This window comes from Streptomyces sp. NPDC055506, assembly GCF_053643595.1.
The window spans coordinates 20,702-31,830 of the sequence record NZ_JBSHKH010000097.1 but is presented as its reverse complement, the minus strand read 5'-3'; the positions used below and the strand labels follow the sequence as shown (position 1 = coordinate 31,830).

The following is an 11,129-nucleotide window of genomic DNA, read 5'->3' as shown; positions in this document are numbered from 1 at the left end:
CGCTGTGCGTACGGACAGCGGGGGCACGGCCGTATGTTCTATTCTTCTCACAGGACCACACGGGGGTGGAGTGGGAATGTCCGAACACGAACAGGACGGCCAGGAGCGTGAGTTCGACCTCAGATGGGCGGACGACGCCGAGCACAAGGAGCCCTCGGCCCGGGCCCGCATGCTCGCCGCGCGCTGGAAGCACAACCCACCCGGCCCCGTCCCCTTCCGCCCCGACCCCGATCACCGCTCACGCGGCCGCCGCTCACGCTCCGGCTCCGGCTCCCGCTCATCGTGGATCTCCACGGCCGTGGTGTTCGGCTGCGTGGCGGCGCTGATCGTGCTGCTGGGGTACATCAACTTCCGGGCGCCGTAGCGGACGTGCGCCGAGAGGGCCGGCCAGGCGGCTGCTAGCGTCCCGGCGCGTGGACGACAGTGTGTACGTGGGCAACGCGGGCCAGGACGCCGCGCTGGACCGAGGGTGGATTCTCGGGCACTTCAAGGACGTCGGGGACCCCCGGCACAGTCAGGCCGTCGAGATCAAGTGGGGTGTCCATCCCCGGGGTGACGAGCGGGCGGAGTGGGTGCGGGGTGAGGAGCGGACCGCGCTGCTGGTGCTGATCAGCGGGCGTTTCCGGGTGGAGCTTCCCGGCCGGAAGGTGCTGCTGGAGCGGCAGGGGGACTACGTCGTGTGGGGGCGTGGGATCGATCACTCCTGGGTCGCGGAGGAGGAGTCGGTGGTGCTGACCGTGCGGTGGCCGTCCGTGGCCGGGTACGCGGTGGGCGCGGGCGGCTGACGCCTTTGCCTGTCCTGGGGCCGATCACGACCCGTTCATGGGCGGGGCCGGGTGCACACTGGCAGTGGGACGAGTGCCTGACTGCGGGGTGATGCAGATGCACAGCCGCTTCCGGAGCGACCGGCGGTTGACCACCCGTATGGGGATCACGCTGTTCCTGCTCGGGTTGTTGTACGTGGGGTTCGTGGCGGCGCTGATCGTGCTGCTGAAGTCCTGGGTGCTCGTCGTGGTGGTCGCGGCGGGACTGCTCGGGGCTCAGTACTGGTTCTCGGACCGGATCGCGCTGTACGCCATGCGCGGGCGGGTCGTGGAGCGGGAGGAGTTTCCCGAGCTGCACGGGGTCGTGGACCGGCTGTGTGCCATCGCGGACATGCCCAAGCCGGTGGTAGCCGTGTCCGATATGGACATGCCGAACGCGTTCGCGACCGGGCGGAACCAGGACCACGCCGTGGTCTGTGTGACGACCGGGCTGCTGCGGCGGCTGGAGCCGGCCGAGCTGGAGGGCGTCCTCGCGCACGAGCTGTCGCATGTGGCGCACAAGGACGTCGCCGTGATCACGGTCGCCTCGTTCCTCGGTGTGATCGCGGGGCTGATCGTGCGGTTCGCCTTCTATTCGCAGTTGTTCGGCGGGGCGCGCAGGGACCAGAACACCGCGGTGATCTTCGCGGCGGTGATGGGTGTGTCGGCGGCCGTGTACGCGCTGAGCTTCCTGCTGATCCGGGCCCTGTCCCGGTACCGGGAACTGGCCGCCGACCGGTCGGCCGCGCTGCTCACCGGGCGGCCTTCGGCGCTCGCCTCCGCGCTCACCAAGGTCTCCGGCGACATCGCCCGCATCCCGACCAAGGACCTGCGCACGGCCCAGGCCTTCAACGCCTTCTACTTCACCCCGGCGCTGGGCCGCGACCCCGGTGTGGCGCGGCTCTTCTCGACCCACCCGAGCCTGGAGCAGCGGCTCGACCAACTGGGCCGGATCTCCGCCGAGCTGGGCGAGGCGGCGGCACCCGGAGGGGTGTGAGCGGGGCATGGGGCTGCTGGACATCCTGCTCGGCCGGACCAAGCCGGTCGTGGCGGATCTCGACCGGCTTTTCGCGCTGCCCTCGGCGGCCGTGACCCTGGAGGCCGCGGCGGGGTTCACCCCGACCGGGCAGGGCGCGGTGTGCTTCGCCACGGTCGAGGGCGCGGCCTTCGAGCAGAGCCACCGCGAGGTGCAGGCCCTGCTGGACGCCGACACCGAGCGCGACGGCCCGCCGGTGGAACTGCGGCAGGACGACTACGGCTACTCCTGGCTGGTCTCGCACCGCGACCCCGACCAGCTGCACGCGCTCGTGAACGACCTGCACGCCGTGAACAGCCAGATGGAGGTCAACGGATTTGGCCCGCAACTGCTGTGCTCCCTGGCCGGGTTCCGGGACCGGGCCGGCCGGCGGCTCGTGCTGGTCTACCTCTACAAGCGCGGCACCTTCTACCCGTTCGCGCCCCTGCCCGACGAGGCGCAACGGCGCGACAACGCGCTGGAACTCCAGGTGCGGGCCGCGCTCGACGGCGATCTGCGGATCGAGCAGGATCTCGGCCGCTGGTTCCCGGTGTGGGGAGCGCCCGGGCTGTGACCGCCCCTCACGGGCTCGCGCGGCATGAGTGAATGACCGTATGAGTGAGCTGGAACCGACCCCTTTCACGCACACCATCGAAGGTGAACGACTCAGCGGGCTGTCCGGCGGTGCCGGCGCGCCCGCGAGAGCCACCGCCGTGGTCCTGCACGGCGCGGGCAACGGCAGCAAGGAGCGGCTGCTGCCGCTGCTGTCGGAGTTCGCCGCACACGGCTGCCACGTCCTCGCCTTCGACTTCTCGGGCCATGGGCAGAGCACCGGCCGACTGCGGGAACTGAGCCTGCGCCGCCGTTTCGAGCAGGCCGTGTCCGTGATCGACGCGCACGCGCGCGGGGACGGGCCACTGATCCTGGTCGGGTTCAGCATGAGCGGTCAGACGGTGGCCGATCTCGCCCGGCACTACGGGGACCGGGTGGCGGCCCTGGGGCTGTGCGCGCCCGCGGTGTACGCGGCCGAGGCGTGGGACGTGCCGTTCGGGCAGGGCGACGGGCGGTTCAGCGAGATCATCCGCCGGTCGGGCAGTTGGCGTACGTCACCCGCGCTCGACGTACTGGGGGCGTACGAGGGACGGGCGGTGCTCGCGGTGCCGGGCACGGACGAGGTCATCCCGCCCGCCGTGACGGAGGCCGTCTCGGACGCGTTGGCCCGGCGCGCCCAGTTCACCCGCTGGGAACTGCCCGAGGCGGAGCACCGGTTGGGCCTGTGGTTCCGCGACCGTCCCGACGACCGGCGGGCGTTCGTCACCGCCCTGCTGACCGGGCTCGGCGAGCAGGGCTGGACGGCGACCCGGGCGTGGGTGGCCAAGCAGCTCCCGGAAGGCCGTACGGTCGACAAGTCGTCTTTCCTGAAGGGTGGCTGGAGCGCCCAGATGCGGCGGCTCACCCTCGACGACGGCACCTCCCTCGCCCTGCGGACCTTCGTGAAGCCCTTTTTCCGGCGGCACGCCCCCGGGCTGCTGGCCCGCGAGGCGGACGTGCTGACACTGCTGTCCGGGCAGCAGGGCGTGCCGGCCCCCGGCCTGATCGGCGTGGACGCGACCGCCGAGCACTGTGACCATCCGTCCCTGCTGATGTCCGTGCTGCCGGGGCGGGTCCGGGTCGACGAGGAGGACCTCGACCTTCGCGTGGAGCTGCTCGCGGCCCAACTGGCCGCGATCCACCGGGTCGTCCCCGAGGAGCGTCCGCGCGCGTACCAGGCATGGACGTCGCCGGCGGCCGTTCCCCCGGGCTGGGAGCGGGCCGTGGACGTCATCCGCCGCGATCCCCCGCCGTACGAGGGCTGTTTCCTGCACCGGGACTTCCATCCCGGGAACGTGCTGTTCACGGGCTCGGGGGCCGGTCTGCGGATCGGCGGTGTCGTCGACTGGGTGGAGACCTCCTGGGGTCCCGCCGACCTGGACGTCGCCCACTGCTCGACGGCGCTCGCGCTGCTGCACGGCCCGGAGTACGGCCTCGGATTCCGGGAGCGCTACGAGGCACACGGCGGCCGGCCCCTGGCCGACGGCCCGGACCATCTGTACTGGCGGCTGCTCGACGCTCTGGCCTATGTCCCCGACGCGGCGAAGCTGGCGGTCCCCTGGCGGGAGCTGGGGCGGACCGACCTGACACCGGAGGTGCTGGGCGGGCGGCTGGAGGCGTATGTGACGGAGCTGCTGGAGCGCTACGCCTGAGGCCGTCCCTCGACGACGCCTCAGGCCCGTACGTAGACGCCCGCGCGTGCCGCCGTCGCGGCGGCCTCGGCGGCCCGGTCGGCCGTGGCGCCGTCGAGCCGGGCGCCGCTGATCAGCAGATGGTAGTAGAGCGGGGCGGAGACGGCGCGGATCACTTCGTGCGTGTCGGTGCCCTCGGGCACCTCGCCCCGGTCGACGGCCTGCCGCACACAGGGAGCCCATTCCCTGACGCGGATGTCGTAGAAGCGCCGCAGCGCAGCGGCCGTCCTGGGATCGCCGGTGGCGGCGGCGATCAGCGCCTTGAACAGCGGCCCCTGCCGGGGGTCCGTCAGGGTGCGCTGCACGAGCCGGGCGTTGGCCGTCAGGTCGCCGAGCAGCGAGCCCGTCTCGGTGCGCGGCGCGGACTGCTCGGCCATCTCCAGCAGGAGGTCGGCCACCAGCCCGGTGACCGTCGCCCAGCGGCGGTAGACGGTCGTCTTGCCGACTCCGGCGCGGCGGGCGATGTCGGCCAGGTCCAGGCCGGTGAAGCCCTGCTCGGTCAGGGCGTCCTCGGCCGCCCGCAGCACCGCTTCCCGTACCCGCGCCGTGCGCCCTCCTGGCCGTACGGTCCCCGGCTCGCCTTCGTCAGCCATAACGGCACTCCCGTTCCATTAAGCGGTTCACCCTGCTACCTTAGTGACTGTTAACGGAACCGCAGACCCATTAGCCAGGAACTGAAAGAGGCCGAGATGGAATACAGGCGATTGGGCGCGTCCGGACTCCTGGTTCCCGCGCTGAGCTTCGGAGCCGGCACCTTCGGCGGGCAGGGCCCGCTGTTCGGCGCGTGGGGCACGACCGACGCGCGGGAGGCGCGCCGCCTGGTGGACATCTGCCTGGACGCCGGGATCACGATGTTCGACACCGCCGACGTCTACTCCGCCGGCGCCTCCGAGGAGGTGCTGGGGCAGGCGATCAAGGGCCGCCGGGACCAGGTGATCGTCTCCACCAAGACCGGTCTGCCGACGGGCGACGGACCGGGCGACGCGGGCACCTCCCGTTCCCGTCTCATCACCGCCTGCGAGGACGCCCTGCGCAGACTCGGCACCGACCACATCGACCTGTTCCAGCTCCACGCCTTCGACGCCGGGACGCCGGTCGACGAGGTACTGGCCGCGCTCGACACGCTCGTCCAGGCGGGCAAGGTGCGCTACACCGGCGTCTCCAACTTCTCCGGATGGCAGGTGATGAAGTCCCTCGCGGCCGCGGAGAGGCACGGCCACCCGCGCCACATGGCCCACCAGGTGTACTACTCCCTCGTCGGCCGCGACTACGAGTGGGAGCTCATGCCGCTCGCCCTCGACCAGGGCCTCGGCGCGATCGTCTGGAGCCCGCTCGGCTGGGGGCGCCTCACCGGCAAGGTCCGCCGAGGCGCACCGCTGCCGCCCGAGAGCCGACTGCACCGCACGGCCGACCACGGACCGCCCGTCTCCGACGAGCACCTCTACGACGTGGTCGACGCACTGGACGAGATCGCGGAGGAGACGGGCAGGGCCGTGCCACAGATCGCCCTCAACTGGCTGCTCCGGCGGCCGACGGTGTCCTCCGTCATCATCGGCGCCCGCGACGAGCGGCAACTGCGCCAGAACCTCGGCGCCGTCGGCTGGAGCCTGACCCCCGAGCAGGTGGCGAAGCTCGACGCGGCGAGCCACCGCCCGGCGCCTTACCCCTACTTCCCCTACGAACGCCAGGAGGGCTTCGCCCGGCTGAACCCACCGGTGTTCCCCGCGCCGGGAACACCGGTGGACCGGCTTCAGCGCGCGTAGCGCATGAACGCCCGCACCATGTGGCACGTCGTGTCCGACGGTGGGTGGACACCGATCTGCTCCGCCGCGCGGCGGATCGTCTCGTTGCGGGCCTGGTTCGGCATGTAGACGCCGGAGTCGAGCAGGGCGATGGCGAGTCGCATCGCCTTGAGGCGACGGTTGTGCGTGACGTACCACTCGCGCGGCCGGCCCGGCGGCAGCGGACGCTTCTCCACGGGTGCGTACGGCAGGTCGAGCAGGACGGGACGCTTCGCGGTGGACTGGGTGGGCAACGGCTTCGACTTCAGAGCGGCAGCGGGCACAGGCATCCTCCTGTCGCGGTCGGGCGGCTCACCGAAGTCTCCGCGACCCCGGCGCCACCCTCGAACACTGCTTACAGTTTACCGTCCGGCACTGACAACCGGGAGTCCGCAACGAGCCGCAAATGCCCTGGTGAGCAGGGAAATTGGCATCCCGTCACGGCAGGTCCGCGAGGGGCGCACGAGTCGGCAGAAATTCGAACAGCGGCGGCAGCGCGTACCGTGACCCCCATGGAGATCTGGATCAATCCGGCCTGTTCGAAGTGCCGTAGTGCCGTGTCGCTGCTCGACGCCGAGGGGGCCGACTACACCGTCCGCCGCTACCTGGAGGACGTGCCGAGCGAGGAGGAGATCCGTGGCGTACTCGAGCGCCTCGGGCTCGAACCCTGGGACATCACCCGCACCGGGGAGGCGGTCGCCAAGGAGCTCGGGCTCAAGGAGTGGCCGCGGGACGCCGGTTCGCGTGACCGGTGGGTCAAGGCGCTCGCCGAGCACCCCAAGCTGATCCAGCGCCCGATCATCACCGCGGACGACGGTACGGCCGTGGTGGGCCGTACCGACGAGGCCGTGCGGGACGCCCTCTCCCGCTAGAACCGCCCCGTGACGCAGGTCACTTCAGTGACTCCTGTAACCGCTGAGTAACTTCGTTCGGTATCTCGTACATAACGACGTACGCTCCCCTACCTCTTCAGGAGGCGCGCATGTCGCGTAGGAGAACTCTCGGCCCGAAGAAGAAGATCGCGCTGCTGGTGAGCGCGGTGACCGTGGCGGGAGGCGGGGCCTTCGTCATGGCGAGCACGTCGAACGCCACACCGCCGGCCACCCATACCAAGTCGGCGGCGGAGTCGACGGCCTGCCTGGGCCTCGCCACCGCGCTCGGCAACAACGAGAAGTTCATCGCGGACCAGAAGGCCAACCCCGACGCTCAGTCGGAGGCTCGGATCGCCAACCGCGAGGCGGTCGTCGAGGAGATCAAGCGGAAGCAGGAGGCGTCGGGGTGCACGGTTGGGGAGTCGGCTCAGGACTCCCAGGCCGCGCAGCCGTCGCAGCCCGCGCAGGGCGGTGAGCAGGCAGGCGGCGGCGAGCAGGCCGGCGGCGGTCAGGACGCGGCCGGTGGTGCCGAGGCCTCGCCGCCCGCGGCATCCGCCCCGGCGGAAGACGCCGGTGGTGGCGCTGCGGCCTCCGGGCAGCAGGTGTGCAACGGCTCCACCGTCACGCTCTCCGGCGAGGGCGGTGCCCCTGCCGCGTCCAGCAACCAGTTCCCGGTCGGCACGCAGCTGAAGGTCACCAACCTGGACAACAACAAGTCCACGACGGTGGAGGTCACCTCGGTCTCCGGCAGCTGTGCGCTGCTGAACAACGCGGCCTTCGAACAGGTCCGTGAGCCCGGCAAGTTCCTGATCCGCCGGGCCGTGATCGAGAAGGTGGGGTGACGCCGGACGGACGACTGAGTCACTGAGGCGGCGGTCAACCCCTCGGCCGCCCCCTCGTACGTGTCACCGGTCCTGCTGCTCCCGGCCAGGAGCAGCAGGACCGGCACGTCCGGGTCACGGGGGCGACGGTCACCGGCTTGACGGAGGGAAGCCGGTGGCCGCTTCCTCCACGGGCGAATGGCCCTCTCCGCGTGAAGTACGGCACAGGCACACCAGGTAACACGGGGTTCACATTCGAGCAATGGCCGGGAAATCGCCCGTTGACAGGCTGCCGGACAGTTGACGCGGCGCACCGGTGCCGCAGCGCCGCAGCACCCGCGATACGCGCCCAGACACACCCCCGAAGGATGTGGCCCGTGACCTTCAAGGCTGAGTACATCTGGATCGACGGCACCGAGCCGACGGCCAAACTGCGTTCCAAGACCAAGATCATCACGGGTTCGCCCGCCGGTCTCGACGCACTGCCGATCTGGGGCTTCGACGGGTCGTCCACCAACCAGGCCGAGGGCCACGCCTCGGACTGTGTCCTCAAGCCGGTCTTCACCTGCCCGGACCCGATCCGCGGCGGCGACGACATCCTGGTGCTGTGCGAGGTCCTGAACATCGACCTCACCCCGCACGCCAGCAACACCCGTGCCGCGCTGGCCGAGGTCGCCGAGAAGTTCGCGGCCCAGGAGCCGATCTTCGGCATCGAGCAGGAGTACACGTTCTTCCAGGACGGCTACCCGCTCGGCTTCCCCAAGGGCGGCTTCCCGGCCCCGCAGGGCGGCTACTACTGCGGTGTCGGCGCGGACGAGATCTTCGGCCGTGACGTCGTCGAGGCGCACCTGGACAACTGCCTGGAGGCGGGCCTCGCCATCTCCGGCATCAACGCCGAGGTCATGCCCGGCCAGTGGGAGTTCCAGGTCGGCCCGGTCTCCCCGCTGGAGGTCTCCGACCACCTGTGGGTGGCCCGCTGGCTGCTCTACCGCACCGCCGAGGACTTCGACATCGCCGCCACCCTCGACCCGAAGCCGGTCAAGGGCGACTGGAACGGCGCCGGCGCGCACACCAACTTCTCCACCAAGGCGATGCGCGAGTCCTACGACGCGATCATCACCGCCGCCGAGTCGCTCGGCGAGGGCTCCAAGCCGCTCGACCACGTCAAGAACTACGGCGCCGGCATCGACGACCGTCTGACCGGTCTGCACGAGACCGCCCCGTGGAACGAGTACTCCTACGGCGTCTCCAACCGCGGTGCCTCGGTCCGTATCCCGTGGCAGGTCGAGAAGGACGGCAAGGGCTACATCGAGGACCGCCGCCCGAACGCCAACGTCGACCCGTATGTGGTGACGCGTCTGCTCGTCGACACCTGCTGCTCGGCGCTGGAGAAGGCCGGCCAGGTCTGATCCGACGCCACCCGGCTTCCGAGGGGGCGCTCACCGTTCGCGGTGGGCGCCCCCTTTCGCCTGCCGCGCCGTCGTGGCTTTTCGCGCGGTTCCCCGCGCCCCTGACAGGGGCTCGGGTGTCCAAGCAGTGAGAGGAGGGTCCCGGTGCGGGATCAGCTCTGCTTCAATGGAGTCATGGCCAGCTACCAGAAGCACACCTCGACGGGTCGTCACGACCTCGAGCCCTTCTGGCCGTCCCGTCAGGACCACGACTTCGACCGGGTGTGTTGCCGCGCGATGAACGCGCCGGCCCTCTAAAGCCGTACACCCCGGCCTTCGGCCAGCGCGAACCGCGTACGTCCCTCGGCGAGCCCGACCACGAACTCGCGGCCGTCGACCTCTCCGACGAACTCCTCGCGCGAAAGAGCTGACCTCTCATGGCGACCACTCGTTCTCTGTCCACCGCCGCCCTCAACACCACTCCGGCGAACAGCGCCCGGCATCGGCTGCGTGCCGTCGACCGGGACGAGGTGGTGACCGTCGCGGATCTGCTGCCGCCGGGTGCCACCTGGCTTCCGGCGCCGCAGCACACGCTGCCCACACTGCCGGGCCAGCCGCCGATGATCGGCTATCTGGTGCTCGTCCCGGCCGACCAGCAGCCGCCGTTCCCGGTGGCCGTGCCGGACCGTCCGGAGCCCGTCGCCCCCGAGGCCGCCGCCGAGCCGGGCGGCGAGCCGCTGATCCGCGTCGACACCGTGCAGCGCACGGCCCAGGTGGCCGGCCGACCGCTCGACCTCACGTATCTGGAGTTCGAGCTGCTCGCCCATCTGGTGGCGCACCCGGGCCGGGTGCACACCCGTGACCAGCTGGTCGGCACGGTCTGGGGCTACGGGCACGTGGGCGACGGCCGCACGGTCGACGTCCATGTCGCCCGGCTGCGCCGCAAGCTGGGCGCGGAGCACCGGGACACGATCCGGACGGTGCGCCGGGTCGGATACAAGTACGTGCCTCCCGTGAGCCACTGAGCGTTCTGCTGACGGCAGACCCCCATTCCCTGCCGCCGCCCCACCGGGCAGAGTCAGCGGCATGAGGCTACTGATGCTGGGTGGTACGGAGTTCGCGGGTCGGGCCGTCGTGGAGGCGGCCCTGGGACGGGGCTGGGAGGTGACCGTCTTCCACCGGGGGCGGCACGAGGCTCCGGCGGGCGCGCGGTCGCTGCTCGGCGACCGCACCGCGCCCGACGGTCTCGCCGCCCTCGCCGACGACCCGGGCGAGTGGGACGTCGTCGTCGACACCTGGTCGGCGGCGCCCCGGGCGGTGCGGGACACGGCGCGGCTGCTGCGGGGCCGCGCCCGCCGGTACGTGTACGTGTCGAGCTGCTCGGTGTACGCGTGGGCCCCGCCCGCCGGGTACGGCGAGGACGCGCCCCTGGTGGAGGGCGCCGCGGCCGACGCGGAGCAGACCGCGTACCCACAGGACAAGCGCGGCGGTGAACTGGCCGTGCTGGACGCCTTCGGCGAGGACCGGTCGGTGCTCGTCCGGGCCGGGCTGATCCTCGGCCCGTACGAGAACATCGGCCGGCTGCCGTGGTGGCTGGGCCGCATGGCGCGCGGTGGTCCGGTGCTCGCCCCGGGCCCGCGCGAGCTGCCCCTGCAGTACGTGGACGTCCGGGACCTGGCCGAGTGGATCCTGCTCGCGGCCGAGCGGCAGCTGAGCGGGCCGTTCAACCTGGCCGGTCCGCAGGGGCACGCCACGATGGGCGAACTGCTGGACGCGTGCGTACGGGTCACCGGCGGCGGTGCCGAACCGCGGTGGACCGAGCCCGGGGTGATCCTGGAGGCGGGCATCGAGCCGTGGACCCAGCTGCCGGTGTGGGTGCCGCCGGGCAGCGACCTGCACGACGCCCTGCACAGCGCGGACGTCTCCCGGGCGGTGGAGGCGGGGCTGAAATGCCGGCCCGTCGCCGAGACCGTGGCCGACACCTGGAACTGGCTCCAGGACCTCGGCGGCACGGCACCCCAGCGGCCGGACCGGCCGCGCTCCGGGCTCGACCCGGAGGTGGAGGCGAAGGTGCTCGCGGCCGGCGCGGACGCATGAACCACCGCGCGCCGCGGTGCCTGGCGAGGTGTACGTAGCACCACCCCTCGACCGGGTGTCCCGGCCCAGT

At 71.5% G+C, this 11,129-nt stretch carries 14 protein-coding genes; 12 read left to right on the top strand and 2 right to left on the bottom strand.

The window, feature by feature from the left end:
- The first annotated feature begins 76 nt into the window (after positions 1–76).
- The 5 genes from ACWIF2_RS29295 to ACWIF2_RS29275 all read left to right on the top strand — a co-directional run bounded on the left by ACWIF2_RS29295 (position 77) and on the right by ACWIF2_RS29275 (position 4,061).
- Positions 77–364: an SCO2583/SCO2584 N-terminal domain-containing protein gene (locus ACWIF2_RS29295; protein ID WP_454363772.1), complete on the top strand. Its 288-nt coding sequence runs from the start codon at positions 77–79 to the stop codon at positions 362–364.
- A gap of 49 nt (positions 365–413) precedes the next feature.
- Complete coding sequence (locus tag ACWIF2_RS29290; RefSeq protein ID WP_454363771.1) at positions 414–785, top strand: signal peptidase I; 372 nt, start codon at positions 414–416, stop codon at positions 783–785.
- Positions 786–882: 97 nt separating this feature from the next.
- Positions 883–1,800, top strand: a complete 918-nt coding sequence (gene htpX, locus ACWIF2_RS29285) for a zinc metalloprotease HtpX (protein WP_454363770.1) — start codon at positions 883–885, stop codon at positions 1,798–1,800.
- 7 nt (positions 1,801–1,807) lie between these two features.
- Positions 1,808–2,392 carry a PspA-associated protein PspAB gene (pspAB, locus tag ACWIF2_RS29280; protein WP_454363769.1) on the top strand — a complete coding sequence of 195 codons (585 nt, stop codon included), beginning with the start codon at positions 1,808–1,810 and terminating at the stop codon, positions 2,390–2,392.
- A 40-nt stretch (positions 2,393–2,432) separates the two neighbouring features.
- Positions 2,433–4,061 carry an alpha/beta fold hydrolase gene (locus ACWIF2_RS29275; protein ID WP_454363768.1) on the top strand — a complete coding sequence of 543 codons (1,629 nt, stop codon included), beginning with the start codon at positions 2,433–2,435 and terminating at the stop codon, positions 4,059–4,061.
- A gap of 20 nt (positions 4,062–4,081) precedes the next feature.
- Here the strand turns inward: ACWIF2_RS29275 and ACWIF2_RS29270 are convergent, their stop codons facing one another.
- Complete coding sequence (locus tag ACWIF2_RS29270) at positions 4,082–4,693, bottom strand: TetR/AcrR family transcriptional regulator (protein ID WP_454363767.1); 612 nt, start codon at positions 4,691–4,693, stop codon at positions 4,082–4,084.
- A 96-nt stretch (positions 4,694–4,789) separates the two neighbouring features.
- Between ACWIF2_RS29270 and ACWIF2_RS29265 the strand changes: the two genes are divergently transcribed.
- Positions 4,790–5,863, top strand: a complete 1,074-nt coding sequence (locus ACWIF2_RS29265; RefSeq protein ID WP_454363766.1) for an aldo/keto reductase — start codon at positions 4,790–4,792, stop codon at positions 5,861–5,863.
- Here ACWIF2_RS29265 and ACWIF2_RS29260 read toward each other — a convergent pair.
- Complete coding sequence (locus tag ACWIF2_RS29260; protein WP_454363765.1) at positions 5,851–6,165, bottom strand: hypothetical protein; 315 nt, start codon at positions 6,163–6,165, stop codon at positions 5,851–5,853. The two genes, ACWIF2_RS29265 and ACWIF2_RS29260, sit on opposite strands and share 13 nt — an antisense overlap.
- 228 nt (positions 6,166–6,393) lie before the next feature.
- Between ACWIF2_RS29260 and ACWIF2_RS29255 the strand changes: the two genes are divergently transcribed.
- The 6 genes from ACWIF2_RS29255 to ACWIF2_RS29230 all read left to right on the top strand — a co-directional run bounded on the left by ACWIF2_RS29255 (position 6,394) and on the right by ACWIF2_RS29230 (position 11,059).
- Positions 6,394–6,753 (top strand): arsenate reductase family protein, encoded by a 360-nt coding sequence (locus ACWIF2_RS29255; protein WP_382499350.1) that lies wholly within the window; start codon positions 6,394–6,396, stop codon positions 6,751–6,753.
- Positions 6,754–6,863: 110 nt separating this feature from the next.
- Entirely contained in the window at positions 6,864–7,595 is a 732-nt protein-coding gene (locus ACWIF2_RS29250) for a hypothetical protein (RefSeq protein WP_454363764.1), read from the top strand.
- A 356-nt stretch (positions 7,596–7,951) separates the two neighbouring features.
- Positions 7,952–8,983: a glutamine synthetase gene (glnII, locus tag ACWIF2_RS29245; protein WP_382499354.1), complete on the top strand. Its 1,032-nt coding sequence runs from the start codon at positions 7,952–7,954 to the stop codon at positions 8,981–8,983.
- A 266-nt stretch (positions 8,984–9,249) separates the two neighbouring features.
- Entirely contained in the window at positions 9,250–9,393 is a 144-nt protein-coding gene (locus tag ACWIF2_RS29240) for a hypothetical protein (RefSeq protein WP_454363763.1), read from the top strand.
- 6 nt (positions 9,394–9,399) lie between these two features.
- Complete coding sequence (locus tag ACWIF2_RS29235; protein WP_454363762.1) at positions 9,400–9,987, top strand: winged helix-turn-helix domain-containing protein; 588 nt, start codon at positions 9,400–9,402, stop codon at positions 9,985–9,987.
- 61 nt (positions 9,988–10,048) lie between these two features.
- On the top strand, positions 10,049–11,059 hold the full coding sequence (locus ACWIF2_RS29230; RefSeq protein ID WP_454363761.1) for an NAD-dependent epimerase/dehydratase family protein: 1,011 nt from the start codon (positions 10,049–10,051) through the stop codon (positions 11,057–11,059).
- Positions 11,060–11,129: the final 70 nt, after the last annotated feature.

Bases quoted from the DNA above. Each gene is read 5' to 3' on its own strand.
- ACWIF2_RS29275 (WP_454363768.1), top strand. From the start codon at position 2,433: ATGAGTGAGCTGGAACCGACCCCTTTCACGCACACCATCGAAGGTGAA.
- ACWIF2_RS29265 (WP_454363766.1), top strand. From the start codon at position 4,790: ATGGAATACAGGCGATTGGGCGCGTCCGGACTCCTGGTTCCCGCGCTG.
- htpX (WP_454363770.1), top strand. From the start codon at position 883: ATGCACAGCCGCTTCCGGAGCGACCGGCGGTTGACCACCCGTATGGGG.
- ACWIF2_RS29295 (WP_454363772.1), top strand. From the start codon at position 77: ATGTCCGAACACGAACAGGACGGCCAGGAGCGTGAGTTCGACCTCAGA.
- pspAB (WP_454363769.1), top strand. From the start codon at position 1,808: ATGGGGCTGCTGGACATCCTGCTCGGCCGGACCAAGCCGGTCGTGGCG.
- ACWIF2_RS29230 (WP_454363761.1), top strand. From the start codon at position 10,049: ATGAGGCTACTGATGCTGGGTGGTACGGAGTTCGCGGGTCGGGCCGTC.
- ACWIF2_RS29270 (WP_454363767.1), bottom strand. From the start codon at position 4,693: ATGGCTGACGAAGGCGAGCCGGGGACCGTACGGCCAGGAGGGCGCACG.
- ACWIF2_RS29255 (WP_382499350.1), top strand. From the start codon at position 6,394: ATGGAGATCTGGATCAATCCGGCCTGTTCGAAGTGCCGTAGTGCCGTG.
- ACWIF2_RS29250 (WP_454363764.1), top strand. From the start codon at position 6,864: ATGTCGCGTAGGAGAACTCTCGGCCCGAAGAAGAAGATCGCGCTGCTG.
- ACWIF2_RS29235 (WP_454363762.1), top strand. From the start codon at position 9,400: ATGGCGACCACTCGTTCTCTGTCCACCGCCGCCCTCAACACCACTCCG.